General features: G+C 62.1%; 18 protein-coding genes and 1 riboswitch. Of the genes, 6 read left to right on the top strand and 12 right to left on the bottom strand.

Annotated elements, in window-relative coordinates; genetic code table 11:
• Window positions 1-41: 41 nt before the first annotated feature.
• Window positions 42-1892 (bottom strand): phosphomethylpyrimidine synthase ThiC, encoded by a 1851-nt coding sequence (thiC, locus tag J4F42_09040; GenBank protein MCE2485642.1) that lies wholly within the window; start codon window positions 1890-1892, stop codon window positions 42-44.
• Window positions 1893-2000: 108 nt separating this feature from the next.
• A riboswitch (TPP riboswitch) is annotated at window positions 2001-2112 on the bottom strand.
• A 70-nt stretch (window positions 2113-2182) separates the two neighbouring features.
• Window positions 2183-3388, bottom strand: coding sequence for an N-acetyltransferase (locus tag J4F42_09045; GenBank protein ID MCE2485643.1), 1206 nt, complete (start codon window positions 3386-3388; stop codon window positions 2183-2185).
• A 38-nt stretch (window positions 3389-3426) separates the two neighbouring features.
• On the opposite strand from J4F42_09045, the gene J4F42_09050 reads away from it, so the two are divergent.
• A complete protein-coding gene (locus J4F42_09050; GenBank protein ID MCE2485644.1) occupies window positions 3427-5478 on the top strand; it encodes a VacB/RNase II family 3'-5' exoribonuclease in 2052 nt (683 codons plus the stop codon).
• On the opposite strand, the gene J4F42_09055 is transcribed toward J4F42_09050, so the two are convergent.
• Both J4F42_09055 and J4F42_09060 read right to left on the bottom strand, forming a co-directional pair.
• Complete coding sequence (locus tag J4F42_09055) at window positions 5468-6280, bottom strand: SDR family oxidoreductase (protein MCE2485645.1); 813 nt, start codon at window positions 6278-6280, stop codon at window positions 5468-5470. The two genes, J4F42_09050 and J4F42_09055, sit on opposite strands and share 11 nt — an antisense overlap.
• Before the next feature lie 35 nt (window positions 6281-6315).
• Window positions 6316-7056: a dienelactone hydrolase family protein gene (locus J4F42_09060; GenBank protein MCE2485646.1), complete on the bottom strand. Its 741-nt coding sequence runs from the start codon at window positions 7054-7056 to the stop codon at window positions 6316-6318.
• A 163-nt stretch (window positions 7057-7219) separates the two neighbouring features.
• Here J4F42_09060 and J4F42_09065 point away from each other — a divergent pair, with 163 nt between their 5' ends.
• From J4F42_09065 to J4F42_09075, 3 genes are all read left to right on the top strand, one after another.
• Window positions 7220-8017 carry an alpha/beta hydrolase gene (locus J4F42_09065; protein MCE2485647.1) on the top strand — a complete coding sequence of 266 codons (798 nt, stop codon included), beginning with the start codon at window positions 7220-7222 and terminating at the stop codon, window positions 8015-8017.
• Window positions 8018-8173: 156 nt separating this feature from the next.
• Window positions 8174-9979: a long-chain fatty acid--CoA ligase gene (locus J4F42_09070; protein ID MCE2485648.1), complete on the top strand. Its 1806-nt coding sequence runs from the start codon at window positions 8174-8176 to the stop codon at window positions 9977-9979.
• A gap of 105 nt (window positions 9980-10084) precedes the next feature.
• The gene (locus tag J4F42_09075; GenBank protein ID MCE2485649.1) at window positions 10085-11605 is read left to right on the top strand and encodes an AAA family ATPase; all 1521 of its coding nucleotides are present in this window, start codon (window positions 10085-10087) and stop codon (window positions 11603-11605) included.
• A 75-nt stretch (window positions 11606-11680) separates the two neighbouring features.
• Here J4F42_09075 and J4F42_09080 read toward each other — a convergent pair whose 3' ends face one another.
• From J4F42_09080 to J4F42_09110, 7 genes are all read right to left on the bottom strand, one after another.
• Window positions 11681-12910 carry an acetyl-CoA acetyltransferase gene (locus tag J4F42_09080; GenBank protein ID MCE2485650.1) on the bottom strand — a complete coding sequence of 410 codons (1230 nt, stop codon included), beginning with the start codon at window positions 12908-12910 and terminating at the stop codon, window positions 11681-11683.
• 19 nt (window positions 12911-12929) lie between these two features.
• Window positions 12930-13409 carry an ankyrin repeat domain-containing protein gene (locus J4F42_09085; GenBank protein MCE2485651.1) on the bottom strand — a complete coding sequence of 160 codons (480 nt, stop codon included), beginning with the start codon at window positions 13407-13409 and terminating at the stop codon, window positions 12930-12932.
• Between the two features lie 81 nt (window positions 13410-13490).
• On the bottom strand, window positions 13491-13799 hold the full coding sequence (locus tag J4F42_09090) for a hypothetical protein (protein ID MCE2485652.1): 309 nt from the start codon (window positions 13797-13799) through the stop codon (window positions 13491-13493).
• Complete coding sequence (locus tag J4F42_09095) at window positions 13796-13972, bottom strand: hypothetical protein (GenBank protein ID MCE2485653.1); 177 nt, start codon at window positions 13970-13972, stop codon at window positions 13796-13798. Before J4F42_09095 ends, J4F42_09090 begins: the two co-directional genes overlap by 4 nt.
• A gap of 92 nt (window positions 13973-14064) precedes the next feature.
• Window positions 14065-15018: an alcohol dehydrogenase catalytic domain-containing protein gene (locus J4F42_09100; GenBank protein ID MCE2485654.1), complete on the bottom strand. Its 954-nt coding sequence runs from the start codon at window positions 15016-15018 to the stop codon at window positions 14065-14067.
• A gap of 36 nt (window positions 15019-15054) precedes the next feature.
• On the bottom strand, window positions 15055-15573 hold the full coding sequence (locus tag J4F42_09105) for a hypothetical protein (GenBank protein MCE2485655.1): 519 nt from the start codon (window positions 15571-15573) through the stop codon (window positions 15055-15057).
• 4 nt (window positions 15574-15577) lie between these two features.
• On the bottom strand, window positions 15578-16834 hold the full coding sequence (locus J4F42_09110; protein ID MCE2485656.1) for an AAA family ATPase: 1257 nt from the start codon (window positions 16832-16834) through the stop codon (window positions 15578-15580).
• 11 nt (window positions 16835-16845) lie between these two features.
• Here J4F42_09110 and J4F42_09115 point away from each other — a divergent pair, with 11 nt between their 5' ends.
• Together J4F42_09115 and J4F42_09120 are read left to right on the top strand one after the other, a co-directional pair.
• Window positions 16846-17037, top strand: coding sequence for a hypothetical protein (locus J4F42_09115; GenBank protein ID MCE2485657.1), 192 nt, complete (start codon window positions 16846-16848; stop codon window positions 17035-17037).
• An 11-nt stretch (window positions 17038-17048) separates the two neighbouring features.
• A complete protein-coding gene (locus J4F42_09120) occupies window positions 17049-18275 on the top strand; it encodes a CoA transferase (GenBank protein MCE2485658.1) in 1227 nt (408 codons plus the stop codon).
• A gap of 69 nt (window positions 18276-18344) precedes the next feature.
• Here J4F42_09120 and J4F42_09125 read toward each other — a convergent pair.
• Window positions 18345-19106, bottom strand: a 762-nt coding sequence (locus tag J4F42_09125; protein MCE2485659.1) for an amidase, incomplete at its 5' end; no start/stop codon positions are given.

Genomic DNA, 19106 nt, shown 5'->3' on the forward strand with positions numbered 1-19106 from the left:
TAGCGAGCGAGCCTGGGCACTGTCAATTCCGGGACCGACCCCTAGCGGTAGAGTTCGGCACCGCCGCGCTTGAATTCCCGGGCTTTCTCCTCCATCCCGGTTTTCAGGGCGTCTCCTTCGTCGAGACCCTTGTCGGCGGCATAGTCCCGCACCTCTTGGCTGATCTTCATTGAACAGAAGTGGGGACCGCACATCGAGCAGAAATGGGCGACTTTGGCGCCCTCTGCCGGCAGGGTTTCGTCGTGAAACTCCTGGGCGGTTTCGGGATCGAGCGACAGATTGAACTGATCTTTCCAGCGGAATTCAAACCGCGCCCGGGACAGGGCGTTGTCCCGGGCTTGCGCCCCGGGGTGGCCTTTGGCCAGATCGGCCGCATGGGCGGCTATTTTATAGGCGATGACGCCCTGTTTGACATCGTCCTTATCGGGCAAACCCAGATGTTCTTTGGGTGTGACATAACACAGCATGGCACACCCGAACCAGCCGATCATGGCCGCTCCGATGCCGGAGGTGATATGGTCGTAGCCGGGAGCGATATCGGTAGTCAGCGGTCCCAGAGTGTAAAATGGCGCCTCGTGACACACTTCGAGCTGTTTTTGCATATTGGCCTGGATCAGGTGCAGCGGCACATGGCCCGGCCCTTCAATCATGGTCTGGACCTCATGTTTCCAGGCCAGCTGGGTTAATTCGCCAAGAGTCTCCAGCTCGCCAAACTGGGCCTCATCGTTGGCGTCGGCGATCGAGCCCGGACGCAGGCCGTCGCCCAGGCTGAAAGAGACATCGTAGGCTTTCATGATCTCACAGATCTCTGCAAAGTGGGTATACAGGAAGTTCTCCTGGTGGTGGGCCAGACACCACTTGGCCATGATCGAGCCACCTCGCGAGACGATGCCGGTCAGACGTGTGGCGGTCAGCGGCACGTAGCGCAGCAACACCCCGGCATGAATGGTGAAATAATCCACGCCCTGCTCGGCCTGTTCGATCAGCGTGTCGCGATAGATTGCCCAGCTCAGCTCTTCGGCTTTCCCGCCGACCTTTTCCAGGGCCTGATAGATCGGCACGGTCCCGACCGGAACCGGCGCATTACGCAAGATCCACTCGCGCGTTTCATGAATATTGGCGCCGGTCGACAGATCCATGATCGTATCGGCTCCCCAGCGCGTGGCCCAGATCATCTTTTCGACCTCTTCCTCAATGGACGAGGTTACGGCTGAATTGCCGATATTGGCGTTGATCTTGACCAGGAAATTCCGACCGATGATCATCGGCTCCAGCTCGGGATGATTAATATTGGCCGGAATGATGGCCCGTCCTCTGGCCACCTCGTCGCGCACGTATTCAGGCGTAATGAGCGCCGGAATGGACGCGCCCCAGGCTTGGCCGGGATGCTGAGCGACGCCGCTGCCGTTCTGGGCACCGGACCGGGCCAGTTCGCGGCTCTGGTTTTCGCGGATGGCGATATACTCCATCTCGGGCGTCACAATGCCCCGGCGAGCGTAGTGCATCTGGGTGAGGTTGTGGCCAGACCGAGCCCGCCAGGGACGACGACGGTGCGGAAAACGCAGGGCGGCCAGTTGTGGATCGCGCTCCCGCAAGCGACCATGGTCGGAAGACCCCTCGGCCAGCTCTTCGCCCTCGGCTCGGGCGCGAATCCAGGCCGCCCGCTGCGGTGCAATGCCGCGGCGCACGTCGATGCCGACGTGCGGGTCGGTGTACGGCCCGGAGGTATCGTAGACGAGCAGCTTGGTCCCGCCCTCAGCCTCAATCTCACGAAAAGGAACCCGCACCCCCCGCACCCCTTCGACATAGACCTTGCGCGAGCCGGGCACGGGACGTGTTGTCAGCACGCTTTGCGGCGTGCCGTCTGGTGTGTGTGTCAGCGCATTACTCATCAAGATACCCCCTTTTCGAGCAGGACAAACCGGTCCGACCTCCGCGCGCGCCCAATCCAACTGGACGGCGGCAGACATGGTAGAAACAACGGCGGATGTGACGGAAGAAAAAACGTGGCACCGTATTCCCTTCGCTGGCATTACCCAGTGCAGGTTCCAGGGGTCGATGAGTCCAGGACTCATCCTCTCAGCCGATTCCTCAGCTCCCCCAACGGCCGTGTGGCCGGTATGTGGGTTATCCTAGGCCGTGCGGTGGCGGCTGTCAACGCGCGGGCGGGGCCAGACCGCCCTCACGCCTCCCCCCTCCACTTTTTCTGTTGCAGAGGCCGCAGCCTGTCCTCTCCTGTCCCCAGCTTGAGTTCACTGTCCTGCTGGAGCCAGTCAATCGTCTGATCGACCTGATCGCGCTCCCGCTCAAGAAAGCGGTTCACCGCTGCGGCAAAACGCGGCTCGACCATGAAGTGCATGCTGATCGTCGGTTGGGGATCAAAGCCGCGCAGGCGCTTGAAGTCACCGCCCGCGCCGGGCTCGAAGCGCACGATGCCGTTCTGGATACAGTGGGCAATCGCCGCGTAGTAGCAGACGTTGAAGTGCAGATGGCGCAGCTCGCGAAAACAGCCCCAATAGCGGCCGTACAGCACCCCGCTCTTCTGGACGTTGATTGTGCCGGCGATGACTTCGCCCTGGTAACGGGCCACCACAAAGCACAGATTCTGGCGAAACCGCTCGGCCAGCAAATCGAAAAACTCCGAGCGCAGGTATTGGCGGCCCCAGTACAGCTTGTCAATATGAGCTTTGTACAGCCGGTACATATAGGGGAACAACTCGTCCGTGATCTCCTCGCCGGTGTGAGCCTCAATCGTCACCCCGAGCTGATCCATTTCGCGCATTTCGCGTTTGATCTGATTCCGGCGCTTATTGCGGAAATGAGCCAGATAATCGTCGAAGGTCTCGTAGGCGTAGTTCAGCCACTGGTACTGCAAGCCCATCCGTTTGAGGTAGCCGATCTCGGCCAGGGCCTCGGCCTCATCCGGCAGACAAAAATTGACGTGGACCGAAGAGAATTCGTTTTGCTGGCAGATCTCCTGCAGGGTCTTGCCCAGCAGCTGGATGAGGGCTCGCCGGTCGCTGCCCGCAGCGGTCAGAAAACGGATGCCCGTGGCCGGAGTAAACGGCGCCGCGACCAACATCTTGGGATAGTACTCAATGCCCGCCCGGTGGGCGGCGTCGGCCCAGCCATGGTCAAAGACAAACTCGCCCATGCTGTGCCCCTTGAGATACAGGGGGCAGGCGGCAACCAGCCGCTGGTCCTCGTAGACGACCAGATGCTGGGGCTGCCAGCCGGTCTTGGGCACCACACAGCGCGACTCTTCCATGCTCGACAGCCAGCCCCATTCGAGAAAAGGCGACTCAGCACCGACGAGATCGTCCCACTCGGCCGGGTCGACCTCCTGGAGACTGTCCATCACTTTGACTTGCAGCATAGCGGCGGGCATAGTGTACACAACCCTTCAGCGGTCATTCGTTACGTACTATGCAGATTGGAACCGTCATTGTCTACCGTGAGCGCGGCCGCTTGGCCCTGGGAGCGATTACCACGCCCCCGTCAAAGACCAGCAAGGGCAAGACCCAGGTCGAAATTGTGGGCGAGGATGGCAAAAAGTCCGTCCTCATCCCGGACCGCATCGTCCTGGACTGTGCCCAGACGGTGTCGCCCAGCCAGCCGCCGGCAGCCCTCAAAAAACACTTTCAGGAGCTGCGCCAGCAGGTCGTGCGCTCGGCCCAGCGCCTCGACCTCAGAGAGCTGTGGGAGCTGCTCCAGGGCGAGGACACCGGCACGTTTTCGTGGCAGGAGCTGGCCGCCTTCGTGGTGTCCGGCGATGATCGGCTGGCCATGGCCGGGGTCTTGGACGCGCTGTGGAATGAGGGCGTGTATTTCAAAGAAAAGCAGCTCGGTGAGTTTGTCCTGCGCGATGCCAAGAGCGTGGAGGAGCTGCTGCATCAACAGGCCGTGGAACGCCAGCGGGTGCGCGCTCAGGCCGAGTTTGTGGCCTGGGTGCAGACCGCCCAGACACAAGCCGGAAGCCTGGAGCGGCCGGACGGCAGCGAGCGCTTTCTCGCCCTGCTCACCGGGCTGGCCCTGCACGGCGAGAATTATGACAAAAAGTCCCCAGCCCTCAAACTCCTGGCCGAGACCGGCTTTCGGGCCAAGGGTCATCCCTGGGATGTGGCCTTCCAGCTCCTGGTCGCCCTCGGCGTCTGGGACACCGAGGAAGAACTGAGCCTGCTGCGCTACGACATCCCGACCCGGTTTTCAGACGAGGTTCTTGCTGCGGCCGAGGCCGTGCCGGCCTTTCCGCCCGGCCAACCGGGCTATCAGGACCTGCGATCCCTGCTGACCTTTACCATCGACGACGCCGAGACCAGCGATATTGACGACGCCCTCAGCCTGAGCGAAGAAGACGGCAGACTTCTGATCGGGGTGCATATCACCGACGCCGGCTTTTTTGTCCCGCCCGGCGGCACAATCGACCGCGCCGCCCTGCAGCGCGGCACCACGGTCTATCTACCCCGCCTGACCCTGCCCATGCTGCCGCCGACCCTCAGCCAGCAGACCGCCAGCCTGGTTGCCGGACAAGACCGGCCGGTGCTGAGTTTTTTCGCCAGCCTGGACGAGCGTGGCCAGCTGCGCGTCGAGCGTATCTGCCGCAGCGTGATTCGGGTGGCTCGGCGGCTGACCTATGCCGAGGCCGACGCCCTGCTGGAGACGGCGGGCGACGATCCGTACACCGCCGCCCTCCAGCAACTCAATACCGTGGCAGAGCGACGCCGTGCCCGACGGGTGGAAAACGGGGCGGTGATTATCGAGGGCAGCGAGGTCAAGGTCCGGGTCAGCGACAGCCCGACGGGCGACCCGCCCGAGATCACGGTTGCGATCCTGGCCAACGACTCGCCGACTCGGCGGCTGGTCGGCGAATGCATGATTCTGGCCAACGAGATTGCCGCCCGCTACTGCCAACGCCATGACCTGCCGGCCTTGTATATCGGCCAGCCACCGCCCGATGAGGCGGTCCCCAGCCCCGACCAGTGTCCCAGCCAGCAGGTGTACATCCATGCCGCCCGGCGCTTGATGAAGCCCGCCCAGCGGGGGACGCTGCCCGTCTCGCACAGCGCCCTGGGGCTGGACAGCTACACCCAGGTCACCTCTCCGCTGCGGCGTTACCACGACCTGCAGATGCATCACCAGATCAAGCATCACCTCGCCCACGGCAGCGCCCTGTTTGACGAGGAACGCCTCCAGCTCGTCGCCGCCGGAGCCCAGGAGTCGAGCGTGGCCGCCAAACGCTGTGAGCGGGAGAGCACCCGCTACTGGCTACTGCGCTGCCTGGAAACCCGGACCGGCCAACAGGTCGACGCCCAGGTCGTGCGGGAATGGCGCGGTCGCTCCTTTGTCGAGTTGGAAGATACGCTGCTGGTCGTGCCGATGAATCTGTCGCCCCGCCCCCGGCTGGGCACCAGGCTGCGGGTCACCATCGGTCAGGTGGACGCCCGGCGGGATACGCTGAGCGTGCGCCTCACCACATGACCACACCGCCGTCGATGTTCAGCGACTGGCCGGTGATGTAAGACGCGTCAGGGGTACACAGATAGGCGATAAATCTGCCGACTTCCTCGTCGGTACCGGCCCGCTTGAGCGGAATCAACTGCTGGATCGTCGCTTCCCAGCGTTCTTCGCGACCCAGATCGTCCATGCGTGAGGTATCGATCACGCCCGGACACACCGCGTTGACGCGGATCTGGTGCGGGGCCAGCTCCATGGCCAGGGCCTGGCTGAAGCCCTGGATGCCAGCGTTTGAGGTGCAATAGGCGACCGTATTCGGCATGCCACGCTTGCCCGCAATAGACGAGATATTGACGATGCTGCCGCCCTGGGCCTGGCTGATCAGGTGCGGGACCACGGCCTGACTCATCAAAAAGCTGCCCGTCAGCTTGATCTCAAGCACCTGACGCCACAGCTGCTCGGACAGCTCGGTCAGCGCCACCCGGTCCGGTCCCCGGGCGGTGGCGGCATTATTGATCAGGATATCGATCCGACCCAAGGCCGAGAGCGTCTCTTCGACCGTCCGTTGGACATCGGCGCTGTCGGCAATATTGGCGACCAGCGGCACACAGCGCCGTCCCCGCTCGCGGACCTGATCGGCCACGCTGTCAATATCGCGCCAGCCAACCGCTTTCTCGTCATCCGGGTAGCGGGACGGATCACGACCGGTGCCGGTCACCACCAGGTCGGCACCCAGGTCGGCCAGGGCCACTGCGGCCGCCCGGCCAATGCCGCGCAGGCGTCCGGCGCCGGTGACAATTGCGACTTTTCCATCCAGTGCGCCCATACGCTCCTCGCTCAATCGGGATGATGGCAGCCGTCTCAGCCGGCCAGCTCGGCCGCAAACAGGGTCGTGACCCGCTGCCAGGCGTCGTCGGCCGCAGCCTGGTTGTACGATCCACGCTGGTCGCAGAAAAAGCCGTGCTCGGCGCCTGGATAGACCACGACCTCATGGGCGATGTTGTGCGTGTTCAGTTCGGCTCGAATGGCGTCCACCTGATCCAGTGGAATGGCCGCGTCCTTTTCGCCAAACAGACACACGATCCTGCCACCGATCTTGCCCGTCCGACTCAGGGTAGACGGCCCACCGCCAAAGCCCTGCGGCCCGGCAATCCCGCCGCCATAAAAGCTGGCCGCAGCTTTGACTTCCGTCTCGCACGCCGTCAGATAGGTCATATGGCCGCCGACACAAAAGCCAATCGCCCCGAACCGGTCGCCCCCCACATAGTTCTTACGCTTGAGAAACGAGAGGCTGGCCCGGGCGTCAGCGACCATTTCGTCGGCCTGGAGCTGGTTGAGCAGCTTGATACCCTCGGTTATGCCGGTCTCGTCATAGCCGTACTCCACGCCAGGTCCGGTGCGGTGGAAAAAATCCGGCGCCAGCGCGACATACCCCTCGGCCGCGACGCGCTCGGTGACCTCACGAATGTGTGAGTTGACCCCAAAGATTTCCATAAACACCAGAACCGCAGGATACGTCCCCGGCGCGCTGGGCCGGGCCAGATAGGCGCCCATGGTCTGGGTATCAACGGTAACATTTGCGCGTTCGGTGGTAATCTCCATGCTGTCCCTCCTGAGAAAAATGCGGATAAGAATGTCGAACCGGCAGGCCCTTTTCTCACACTCTGCCGTGGCTGTGTCAAGACGTCCGGCGGCCGCTTGGCTTTGGCACAGGCGGTGTGATAAAGGAGGGGCACTTTTTTGGAGCCACAAGGAGGATTGGCGTATGCCCCATATCCAGCGCAACGGCGTGAACGTGTACTATGAGAGCCACGGTCAGGGAACCCCGATCGTGTTTCTGCACCCCTTCTCGACCAACGGCAACATCTGGTACTTCCAGACCTATACCTTTGCCCAGGAGTATCAGTGCGTCACCATTGACCACCGCGGCCACGGCCGCTCGGACAAGCCTGAGCAGGGCTATGCCATGGGCGAAATGGCGGCCGATGTGGCGGCCGTGCTCGACCAGCTCAAGATCGACACAGCCATCCTGGTCGGCAACTCGATCGGGGGCATGATCGCCATGCAGTTCAACCTGGACTTTCCCGACCGGGTCCTGGCCAATGTGATTGTCAGCAGCGGAACAAACATGTCGGCCGGCATGCCGCCCGAAGCCGGCCAAGCCTTTCAGGACGACCTCACCGGCGCCTTCAGCGGCCTGATGGAAGGCGCGGTGGCGGCCAAGACCAAGCGGGACCGGCCCGAGGTACTCGATCTGGTCAAGGCCAAGTTCATGGTGGACGACAATTTTCCCAAGCACGTCTTCTTTGCCTCGGCCAGCGATCCCAACGGGGTCTTTAACTGGAACATCTCGGAGCGGCTCAAGACCATCACCAAGCCGACCCAGATTTACGCCGGCAGAGAGGATCAGGCCACTACAGTCGAGGTCAATCAGTTCCTGGCCGATCATATCCCCAACGCCCAGATCAAGGTGATTGACGACGTGGGGCATTTCTATCAGCTCGAAAAACCGGCCGACTTTAACGCCGACCTGCGCGGTTTTCTGAAGCAGGTCGTGGCCTGAGCCTGTCGGTCCGGCCCTGTTGAGCCGGTGTGGGGAAGCGGGTCGGGGCTTCCCCACACCCCGGCCTTTTCTTCCCCACGATCTTCCACAGCGGCTGGTCTTTGCCCACCGCTTGGTCTATTGTCCCAGCCAGCACCCCATGGCACAGGAAGCAGCATGACAACCACCTCTCTTGCCACCATGGTCCTGGACCGAGCCGAGCGCCACCCTTCCCGCCGCGTTTTTCAGTGTAAACGTCGCGAGCAGTGGGAAGACCTCTCGTGGCAGCAGCTGGCCGACCAGATCGTCTCCGCCGCCCACGGCCTGGCAGCTCTGGGCTTCAAGACCGGGGATCGTCTGGCCCTGCTGGCCGAGAACCAGCCCGAATGGCCGATCATGGATCTGGCCTGCCTGTACCTGGGCGGCGTCGATGTACCGCTGTACCTGTCCAGCCCCGGCCAGGACTTGGCCTATATTCTCAAGGATTCCGGCGCCAGCTTCATTGCCGTGTCCGGCCGCGGCCAGCTCGACAAGATCCGACGCATCGCCCCCGACCTGCCCGACCTGTCGCACGTCGTTGTCCTCGACCCCGAGGACCAGCCGTTCGACCCCGGGCCGCTCACTGGCTGCCGTTTTGCCGAACTGCTGGCGCTCGGCGAGCAACAGTCCGACAGACGCCAGCCGGTACCCGACCCTGGGCTGGCGACGATCATCTACACCTCGGGCACGACCGGTTTCCCCAAGGGCGTCATGCTGAGCCACCGCAACATGCTGAGCAATGTGCACGACGCGCCCCAGGTGCTGCCGCTGACCGCAGACGATGTGTCGCTGTCTTTCTTGCCTCTGTCGCACGGGTTTGAGCGCACGACCGGGCTTTACACGCCGCTGTCGGTTGGCGGCAGCATCGCCTACGGCGGCGGAACGGTCAGCCTGCTCAGGGACTTGGCCGAGGTCAGACCGACGGTCTTGTGCTGTGTGCCGCGCGTGCTGGAGCTGGTCTATCGCCGCGTCCTCGGCGAGCGGGAAAGCGCCGGCTTTCCCAAGCGGCAGCTGCTGGACTGGGCGCTGGGCCTGGGCAAGTCGGTCGGCACCAGACGGGTGGAGGACCAGGCGATTCCGCCCCTGCACCAGCTGCAACTCCAGCTCATCGACCGTCTCGTGTTTCAGAAATTACGCCACACGCTGGGCGGACGAATTCGCTTTCTGGTCTCGGGCGGGGCGCCGCTCAACGCCGAGATCGCCCGCTTCTTTTATGGCATCGGCATCACCGTGTATGAAGGCTACGGCTTGACCGAAGCCGGGCCTGTCATCTCGTGCAACAGGCCGGGCCAGACCCGTCTTGGCACGGTCGGCCTCGCCCTGCCGCAGGTCGAGGTCAAAATCGACGCCGATGGCGAGATCTGCGCCCGCGGCCCGAACATCATGGACGGCTATTATCAACGCCCCGAGGACACCGTAGCCGTCCTTGACGCCGACGGATGGTTGCATACGGGTGACGTGGGGACCATTGACGGCGACGGCTTCATTACCATCACCGACCGCAAAAAGGATCTGATCATCACCGACTCGGGCGAGAATATCGCGCCCCAGCCGATCGAGGGTGCCCTCAAACAGGACCCGCTGATCGAAGAAGCCTGCCTCATCGGTGATAAACGGCCGTTTGTCACCGCCCTGCTCGTCCCTAACCAGGCCCTGGTCGAGACCCTGGCACGCAAGAACGGCGTATCGGGCGACTGGCAGACCGTTCTCAGCCACCAGACCGTCCAGGGCCTGTTCCGCGACCGGGTGAACGCCCTCAATAAAACCCTGCCGACCCCGGCCCGCATCCGCCAGTTCCGCGTCCTCGACCAGCCCTTTTCTCAGGACCGGGGAGAGCTGACGCCAACCATGAAGATCAGACGCCGTCACGTCCTGGAAACCCGCCAGGAGCAGATTGAAGCCATGTACCCCACCCCCGGTCCGTCCGCGTCCGTCTCGTGCTAGGAGCCAGCCCCAGACATGACACGTCCCGAACCTGGCGCACACCAGACCGACGGTGCAGCACCCACCTCGCCGTTGCCCGACGCCGAGTGCGGGAAGCCACCGGCGATGTCTTCGGCAGTGGTGGAAAACCTCGACCTCTTGCTTGATGTTCTGCCGGCCGAAATACGCGACGCTCTGATCGACGAGTCCGGCCTCGAGAACCTGCTCGAAGTCATCCTCGACCTCGGACGCCAGCCCGAGGCCCGCTACCTCGACAAGACCCGCTTCCTGCTCAACGCGCCGGTCAGCCACGACGACATCGCCTTTACCGTCAGCCGGGTCGGCATGTTCACCCACGACAACCGGGCCGGCATTCCGCGCACCCTGCACCGCATCTCGGCCATCCGCAACCGGACCGGAGAAGCCATCGGTCTCACCTGTCGGGTCGGCCGGGCGGTTTTTGGCACGGTGCGGATTGTCAAGGATCTGGTCACCGAAGACAAAAAGAGCATCCTGCTGCTCGGCCCGCCCGGGGTGGGCAAAACGACCCTGCTGCGCGAGGCCGCCCGGGTTCTGGCCGATGAGGCGGACAAGCGGGTCATTGTGGTCGATACCTCAAACGAGATTGCCGGCGACGGGGATATCCCGCACTCCGGGATCGGCCGGGCGCGCCGCATGCAGGTGCCCTCGCCCAATCTGCAGCACCAGGTCATGATTGAGGCGGTCGAAAACCACATGCCCGAGGTCATTGTGGTTGATGAGATCGGGACCGAGGCCGAGGCCAACGCGGCCCGCACGATTGCCGAACGAGGCGTGCGGTTGATTGCCACGGCCCACGGCAGCGAACTGGAGAATCTGATCCAAAACCCAACCCTGGCCGATCTCATCGGCGGCATACAGTCCGTCACCCTGGGCGATATGGAGGCCCGGCGGCGCGGGACCCAGAAAACGGTCCTGGAACGTAAAGCCCCGCCAACCTTCGACGTGCTGATCGAAATCCACGACCGGTCGCACTTTGCGATTCATCCCGAGGTAACGGCTGCGGTGGACGGCTTTTTACGCGGCCGCCCACCTGCGGTCGAGCGACGTACCCGGCTCGACGACGGCCAGATTGAGGTTCGTCCGGCCGAGCCCACGCCGGAGCCTCTCGATCCAGCTCTGGACGCTTCACCCTACCAGGCTACGCCGGGCAAACCGCTCCGCATCTTTCCCTACGGAGTGAACCGTCATCGCCTGGAACAGGCCATTCGTGACCTGAACGCCCCGGCCCGGCTCGTCCCCCAGGCCAATCAGGCCGATGTCGTGCTCACCGTCAAAGGCCAGCTCAAACGCCAACCCAAGGAACTGCGCCTGCTCGTCAGCCACGGCCTGCCGCTGTATACCCTGCGTAGCGCTACGCTAGTCCAGATGGGCAAGTTTCTGCGCGATCAGCTGGCCGCCGCCTTCCCCGAAGATCAGGCCGCCCTGAATGAGGCCGAAGCCATTGTGGAGCAGGTTCTGGAACACAAGCGGGCGCTCGAACTCTCGCCCCAGATCCCCCGCCTGCGACGCTTGCAGCACGAGTTGGTGAAAAGCTACGGCCTGCGCTCCAAGAGCGAGGGTGAAGACCCGTTTCGGCGCCTGGTCGTCTATCCGAACGGAGGGTAGAAAAGAGGAATAGTTCCGCCCACCCGGACTCCGATGCAGCCCGGATGAAACGGAGTGGAAGACAGGCGAGACGGGCTAGCGACCGATGACCAGCGCCACGCTGGTCGTGCCCGAGCCGCCGATGTTCAGCGTCGCAATCTTCTGGGCGCCGTCGATCTGGTAGTCGCCGGCCTGTTCTGACACCTGCTTATAGGCGTCGAGCGCCTGACGGACGCCGGTCGCACCAACTGGATGCCCACAGCCAATCAGGCCGCCGCTGGCGTTGATGGGCAGCTTGCCGCCGAACTCGATCACGCCCTCTTCCACCGCCTTCCACGACTCTCCGGGCTGGGTCAGGCCAAAGTGGTCAATTGCCATATACTCCGAGGTGGTGAAGCAGTCGTGGGTCTCGATGCCCTGGACACTCCAGGCATCCGGCAACTCGGCCCGCTGAAAGGCATCGACAATCGCCTGGCGGGTGTGGGGCAAGACGTATGGATTGTCCCGGCTCTCGGCGATCTTGGTGTCGAACTTGATCGGCGCGGTGTGATGGCCCCAGCCCAACAGGCGCGGGATACGGTCTACGGACAGGCCGTGGCGGTCGGCATATTTTTCGGCGAAGGCTTCCGAGGCCAGGAAAATCGAACTGGCTCCATCCGTCACCTGGGAGCAGTCGCGCACCCGCAGCCGTCCGGCGACCGGATTGACATATTTGCCCGAAGACAGATCCTGGCTTTCGTCCGGAAACCAGCCCCGGGTCTGGGCCTGCGGATTACGGCGGGCGTTGGCGTAGTTAATCTCAGCGATCCGGGTCAGGTGTTCTTCTTTCAGACCGTAGCGGCCCTCATACACGTCGCCCAGCTGCCCGAACAGCTTGGGAAAGGCAAACGCCACGCCCTTGGCCTCCTGGTCGTACCAGGCTGCGGTACCCAGGAAATCGCCGCCCGTGGCAGGATCGACCGTTTTCATCTGTTCCACCCCGACGATCAGCGCCAGGTCGTAGCGACCGGCCTCAATCTCGGCCGAGGCCATCAGCATCGACACACTCCCGGAGGCGCAGGCGGCTTCGTGGCGCGAGGTCGGAATGCCGGACAGCGCGGGGTCGATCTCGGCCAGAAAGGCGCCCAGGTGGCCCTGCTTGCAGTACAGTTCGGCGGCAAAATTCCCGACGTGGGCGACATCCACCTCCTGGGGCTCAAGCCCGGCCGCTTTGAAACCTTCGGAGACCGACTCGGTGATCATCTCGACAATCGTCTGGCCTTCTTTCATCCAGTTGCGGGCAAAATCGGTCTGATATCCGCCCAACACGTAAACCGGTGCACTCATCATACTCCTCCTGTGTGTCTCAGGCTGTCCCGCGCCCAGGCACGGGCGTGTCGGCCACCGACCCTACCAGGCGAACCAGACCCTGCGCAACATGCGCAGCCTGGCCGGGTTCGACCGCCCCGGCCTGCCTGAGCCGCCGAATAATGGCCTGGGACTCGCCCCGGTTGGTTCTCAGCGCCCAGCGCAGGGCCGTATTGCCGTAATTATCCGCGACATTGACATCCGCTCCTTTGGCCAGCAGCAGTTCGACCACCGGCAGATGCCCCCGGCGTGAGGCGATAATCAGCGCCGTATGGCCGAAGCTGTCGTCCCTGACGTTCACGTCCACCCCGCCGTTGAGCATGCTCTCCAGAGTAGCTACATCCCCCGAGCCGGCCGCGTCAAAGAAGGCCGCCTCATGGGCCAGCGGCGCCGGCTCGCTGCTCGGCTTTCTCACTTCGAGCCACACCAGCACCAGCACTCCGGCACCGACCAACAAGATCCATCGTGTGATATTCATCGCCGCCCTCTCTGTGTTCTGGAATTGTCCGCCGCTTTCTCTGGCCGTCAGCAGCTCAGCCCAAAGCTTCTCCAGTCCCCGCTATGCCTCTTGTCGAGGGTCTTTCCCCTTTATGACAAGATCGCGTTTTAACTCGGCAAAGGCGGCTTCTTCCAGATCGAGCCGTTCTTGAATGACTCGTCCCAACCATGCTTCCATGTCAGCTTCGCGATGCAGGTGGGCGAAGAATCTTGCTCGCGCCACCAGATCACCAGACAGCGAGACCGAAGCATACTTCGTCTTCCGAACCTGTATCGGTTTCTCCCAGTCCGCTTTCTCATCTGCTTGCGCGACAACAAGATCATCAATCGCTCGCTCGGAGAGTTCGGCCGCTCTTTTTTTTGCACTCATATCGACCATCCTGTGATGATACGGACAACATCGCCCGGCTTGAGTTGGAAAATAACCTTGAGACTCCGTCCTCCGACTGTTCTCCCAACGAGTTGATAGCGATCACGATACGATTTATTGCGGCGCACTTCAAAGTCAGAGAAAAAACATTCGACCGCTTCATCGAAAGTCACATGGTGTGCTGCAAGCTTGTCATGCTCAAAGTCGTACTCGAAATCTGCTGGCGTGAAACGGTTTCAGTCTACCATAGCAAGAGGAGCGGGTGCTACGAATTGCTCAGCAAGACTTTGAGCACGCCCGGCCGGGCCGCATGCTGCGCTGCCTCAAGCCCACCGCTCAACGGATAGACTTTATCAACCAGCGGCGAGACACGCACCCGTCTCTGTGCCAGTGCGTCCAGGGCCGGACCAAACAGCCCGCAGCGGGACCCGACAACCGTCACTTCGTTGATCACCAACGGCGCCAGAGACAGGCGGTGGTGTGCGGCCAGCGTGCTCTTCAGCACCAGCGTCCCGCGTGGCCGAACCGTCTGCATGGCCAGGGCCAGTCCGCCCTCCGAGCCGGTGGCTTCGACAACGATATCGGCCCCGAACATTTTCCAACCGGCCAACAAGCTCGTCCGCAGCCCGAGGCCGGCGACAAGTCCGAGCTTGTCTGCATGTTTCCCAACGAGCGTCACCCGCGCGCCGGTCTGATGCAGCACCTGGGCGCATAACAACCCCAGCTTTCCGTCGCCAAACACAACGACCTCGGCGTTTGTCGGCACGGAAACCTGTTCCAGTATCTCGAACGCGGCGGCCAGGGGCTCGGTGAAAACCGCTTCTTCATCGGCAACCGTGTCCGGCACGACATGCAGGTTTGCAACCGGCACGGCCATGTACTCGGCAAAGCTGCCATCAGCGTTCAGAATGCCCATGACCTGCCGGGTCGGGCAGTGGCGCGGCATGCCGCCACGGCAGGTATCACACGTTCCGCAGGCAAAATTGATCTCACCCACGACCCGTTTGTCCATCAGCCCGGACGGCCCTTCGGCCACCTCACCGACAAATTCGTGGCCGGGCACTCCGGCAAAATCCATATAGCCTTTGAAGATCTGGAGGTCGGTCGAGCAAATACCGGCCAAGCGCACCCGGACCAGCGCAAATCCGTCGCGGACGGAGGGAGCGGCATAGCGCCCCTCAAGCCGCAGCTGTCGCCCGTCCCAGTGGAGTGCCCGCATCGTTCCTCCCGTTTCCCAGCGCAGAGCAGGCCCGCATCAGCCAGCCGCCCCCGCCAGCCCTCGGACTTTTTCCCGAAAATAGCAGAAGCTGGGAGAGGCGTTATTCTCGACATCCATGTGTGGAGCGATAGTCTTCGACCAGTTTGATTTTTCCCTGCCTACCGCCTGCCCTCCCTCACCTGCGAGCTTCTTTAATCCGCCACGGCAGACCGCGTCGGCCAGCAGTTCCCACGTCCCGCAAATCGCGTCGTTTTCGTAACGATTCAGTGGATTGTCCCTGGCTCTCGGATACGCTGCTTTGACCGCAGGAATATCGCCTAACAGCCATGCCTCATAGCCGGCAAATGTCCTTCCATGTCCCCTGAGCAGTCTGGGGAGTTGGTTGAGCAACTGGCGCTTACGGGCATCATCCGTGCTCTTGAGGTTTTTAGGAATGCGACCAATGCCACGATAGGCTTTGACGTCAAACCTATGTGGCTTGTCGATGATCTTATCCAGCAAAATGTCGAGCATCGCTTTGCCGGACTGGTCTTCAACGAGTCCCTCGAAGTGCATCCAATTACCTCTTGTCAAGATAATCGCTGTACCACAGGCCGCCCAACGGCAATCCTTCCGCGACCATATTATTCACAAGCGGATCGTCGCTGGCCCGCCGAATCGTTGAAAAACCGTCCGCCTCTTTCGGGTCAAGCGCATCGACGAGGTAGGGTTGATGGGTCGTAATAAAAACCTGTGAGGCATTATTCTGGCGGCTCGCGTGTTCACGAAATTCATGTGCAAGCGTTTCCAGAAGCTTGTGGTACAGGCCGTTTTCCGGCTCTTCGATGCACAGGAACGGCGGCGGAGTCGGATCATTGAGAAGCAAAAGATACGCGAACACCTTCAGCGTCCTGTCTGACATCTGCTGAGCGTAAAAGGGGTCTTGAAAGCCTTTGTCGTTGAACTTGAGCAGCAACCGGCCGTCGGCAGTTTTTTCCGTTGCAATTTTGTCTATACCCGGAATTCTCTCGGCGATCTCTTTTAGAATAGCCTGGAACTGCTTCGGATGTTCTCGCTCCATGAACTGTACGACATTGCTGAGGTTGTCGCCATGCACGTTGAGACGCTGTTGTGGACCGGCCAGAGGTAGGCCGCGCGCCGCATCTGGAGTGAAGTAGCTCAGATACCATCCTTCGATGAAGCGGCGAAAAGCGACAATTCTCGGGTGTTTCTCTAACTCACCAAGCGTGGCGATGCCAAGCTTGCGTGGGTCTTGCAAGTCAATGGTTTCGACATCTTCGAATCGCGTCTCCCCCTCTTCGAGCGATTTTTCTAACTTAAAAGAATCGAAACCTTCCGCTTCTTCATCGACCTGATGGCCCGCTTGGCTGCCCCTCCACGCCCAACCACGGCCTTGATGGAGTGTGAGGAAACAAAGTAGTCGGTCGTTTTCCCGGTATTCATGCATCAATTCGCGCATCACATAGGGGCGCCCGGATTCGTCTATCTCGATTCCAATTTCGTAGGTGATAGGAGGGACATTGGCACATGCTCTATAATACACCTTGAACTCGATTGGACCTGTCTGTCCCTGTGTCCGTAGTCTCTCGAAGCCGCCGTGTCCGCGTGCATCACAGGCTTCCTCAACGCCGAACTTAAGGGCATCCGCGAGAAACCCGAACGCATCAAACAGGGCGCTTTTTCCCACCCCGTTTTTACCAATTACCACAGTCATGGGCGTAAGCGGGTCGTCTTGACGCTGGTACCACAACCGACCCACTGTCACGTCCTTGAGCGACTTGAAATTTACTACTCTGAAGCCTTCTATTGTGGCCATGTCACGTCTCTATGGGAGAGCGTCTGGGTTTCAGCATCCTGGGCTATGCCGCTCAACACTCACCCGAGGTATTCGTCTCTTTATCTTGTCTCCACGCCTCTCCGTATAAACTGCTCGACCACGACAGACAAGGCGGCGCAGCCTGGCACGCCGCCGCCCCGTGCGCTATACAGGGGCGTCATACCCCGCACGAGAATTTCTGAAGGGAGAGCCTATGGCCACGACACCCCAACAGCCGCCCATGCTGGCCGGCGTCACCGTCCTGGATTTCACCCAATATCTGGCCGGCCCGACGGCCACCCGCCTGATGGCCGAACTCGGGGCCGAGGTCATTAAGGTCGAACAGGCCCAGCAGGGCGACCCGTCGCGCACCATCCCCTTTCTCAAGGACGGCCGCAGCGTCTACTTCATCCAGCAAAACCGTGGCAAGAAGAGCATCTGTCTGGATTTCAAAAAGCCCGAAGCAATCGAGCTAATCAGAGCGCTGATTCCGCACGTGGATGTGGTCATTGAGAACTATGGACCGGGCGTCCTGCAACGCCGCGGCCTGGACTACGAGGCGCTCAAGCAGCTCAACCCGGGCATCATCATGTGCTCAATCTCGGCCTTTGGCCGCCAGGGTCCGCTGTCCCACCTGACCGGCTACGATTACATCGCCCAGGCGTTTTCCGGCATCATGCATATGACCGGCGACCCGGACGGTCCGCCCCGCTTTGTCGGCGTGGCGATTGCCGACGGGGTCGCCGGGGTACACGCCTTTGCCGCCCTGGGCTATGCCCTGCTGCACCGCGACCGGACCGGCCAGGGCCAGTATATCGACCTGTCGATGGTCGATTCCCTGTACCATATGCAATCGGTCGAGGTGCAGCTGTACGCGGCCAGCAAGGGCGCCTATACCCCGCTGCGGTTCGGCATCCATCACCGGCTGTCGTGTCCCCAGGGCGTTTTCAAGGGGCCTGAGGGCTATATGGTGATTCTGGCCCTCAACCGCCAGTGGCCGAATGTGGCGCGGGCGCTGGGCAGACCGGAACTGATCGACGACCCGCGCTTCTCGTCGGCCGGCAGACGCGCCAAACACAAGGAAGAGCTGATCCCCATGATCGAGGCCTGGCTGCGAAGCTTCCCGACTGATGAGGCCGCCCTCAAGGCTCTGGCCGACCATAGGGTGCCGGCCGGCCCGGTCATGTCAATCGAAGAGACGGTTTCCCACCCGTATTTTGCGGCCCGAAAAATGGTCCGCCAGGTCCCGGACCGGATTCTGGGTGAGGTGACCATCCCCGGCTTTCCGTTCAAGTTCTCGGCCTTCCCGGACAGCCTCGACCTTGAAGCGCCCTTCCTCGGCGAACACAACGACGAGGTGTTCGGCCAGTATCTGGGACGCTCCCCGGACAGCCTCGACGCCCTGTACAAGCAGGGCGCCCTGTACCGGGGCGACAGTTAGGGTTAGTGGCGAGTGGTTAGTGGTCAGTTCCCCTAATCACTCGCCCCTAATCACTCGCCCCTTCTTCAACTACACCGGCGGCCGATGGGTATGCCACTCGGTGGCCTGCTCATAAACCTGGCCGGCCTGTATGATCGTGCCCTCCTCGCCGTGGCGGCCGACGAGCTGGAGACTCAGCGGCAGGCCGTCGGCATTAAAGCCGCACGGGACCGAGATGGTCGGGCTGCCCGAAAAATCGAACGGCGCGGTATGGCGCAGCAGACCGCCGGCGGCCGCCCGCGACAGGGGAGCGTGGGGAGAAAACTCCGACAGGGGAACCGGCGCGCTGGGCGTTGACGGACACAGCAGCAGATCGACCTCTTGCCACAGGTCGTCAATCATGCGGCACACCCCCTGGCGTATGATATGCGCCGCGACATAGTCGGCGCCGCTGACCTTGACGCCTTCCGCTAGAAAGGAGCGAAAGGTCGGACCGTAATCGTCGGCCCGCGCCGGATAGGTTGCAGCGTGGGCGGCCGCAGCCTCGGCCGCACAGATCGTAAACCAGGCGCCCAGCACCTCGTCGGTGATGCCGCTGACCTTGACCTCGCGGATATCAGCGCCCGCATCCTGCAAGACCTTGACCGTGGCCAGCACGGCCTGACCAACCTCGGTCTCCACGCCGTCGGTACAGTAGGCTTCGTCCACGCCGATCCGCAGCGCCTTGACCCCATTGTCGATCAGGTCCATATAGTCGCGGACCGATTCCCGTCGGGTGGTCGGATCGTTGGGGTCAAAGCCCGCAATCGCGCGCAGCATGACCGCCGCATCGGCAACGCTGCGCGTCATCGG

Source organism: Desulfurellaceae bacterium (assembly GCA_021296095.1).
Taxonomy (GTDB): domain Bacteria; phylum Desulfobacterota; class Binatia; order Bin18; family Bin18; genus JAAXHF01.

What these genes read in the sequence shown, in the direction of transcription:
- thiC (MCE2485642.1), bottom strand. Translation starts at nt 1,892, where the DNA reads ATGAGTAATGCGCTGACACACACACCAGACGGCACGCCGCAAAGCGTG.
- J4F42_09060 (MCE2485646.1), bottom strand. Translation starts at nt 7,056, where the DNA reads ATGGAGATTACCACCGAACGCGCAAATGTTACCGTTGATACCCAGACC.
- J4F42_09045 (MCE2485643.1), bottom strand. Translation starts at nt 3,388, where the DNA reads ATGCCCGCCGCTATGCTGCAAGTCAAAGTGATGGACAGTCTCCAGGAG.
- J4F42_09105 (MCE2485655.1), bottom strand. Translation starts at nt 15,573, where the DNA reads ATGCACTTCGAGGGACTCGTTGAAGACCAGTCCGGCAAAGCGATGCTC.
- J4F42_09080 (MCE2485650.1), bottom strand. Translation starts at nt 12,910, where the DNA reads ATGAGTGCACCGGTTTACGTGTTGGGCGGATATCAGACCGATTTTGCC.
- J4F42_09070 (MCE2485648.1), top strand. Translation starts at nt 8,174, where the DNA reads ATGACAACCACCTCTCTTGCCACCATGGTCCTGGACCGAGCCGAGCGC.
- J4F42_09065 (MCE2485647.1), top strand. Translation starts at nt 7,220, where the DNA reads ATGCCCCATATCCAGCGCAACGGCGTGAACGTGTACTATGAGAGCCAC.
- J4F42_09090 (MCE2485652.1), bottom strand. Translation starts at nt 13,799, where the DNA reads ATGAGTGCAAAAAAAAGAGCGGCCGAACTCTCCGAGCGAGCGATTGAT.
- J4F42_09050 (MCE2485644.1), top strand. Translation starts at nt 3,427, where the DNA reads ATGCAGATTGGAACCGTCATTGTCTACCGTGAGCGCGGCCGCTTGGCC.
- J4F42_09120 (MCE2485658.1), top strand. Translation starts at nt 17,049, where the DNA reads ATGGCCACGACACCCCAACAGCCGCCCATGCTGGCCGGCGTCACCGTC.
- J4F42_09075 (MCE2485649.1), top strand. Translation starts at nt 10,085, where the DNA reads ATGTCTTCGGCAGTGGTGGAAAACCTCGACCTCTTGCTTGATGTTCTG.
- J4F42_09110 (MCE2485656.1), bottom strand. Translation starts at nt 16,834, where the DNA reads ATGGCCACAATAGAAGGCTTCAGAGTAGTAAATTTCAAGTCGCTCAAG.
- J4F42_09085 (MCE2485651.1), bottom strand. Translation starts at nt 13,409, where the DNA reads ATGAATATCACACGATGGATCTTGTTGGTCGGTGCCGGAGTGCTGGTG.
- J4F42_09115 (MCE2485657.1), top strand. Translation starts at nt 16,846, where the DNA reads ATGGGAGAGCGTCTGGGTTTCAGCATCCTGGGCTATGCCGCTCAACAC.
- J4F42_09055 (MCE2485645.1), bottom strand. Translation starts at nt 6,280, where the DNA reads ATGGGCGCACTGGATGGAAAAGTCGCAATTGTCACCGGCGCCGGACGC.
- J4F42_09100 (MCE2485654.1), bottom strand. Translation starts at nt 15,018, where the DNA reads ATGCGGGCACTCCACTGGGACGGGCGACAGCTGCGGCTTGAGGGGCGC.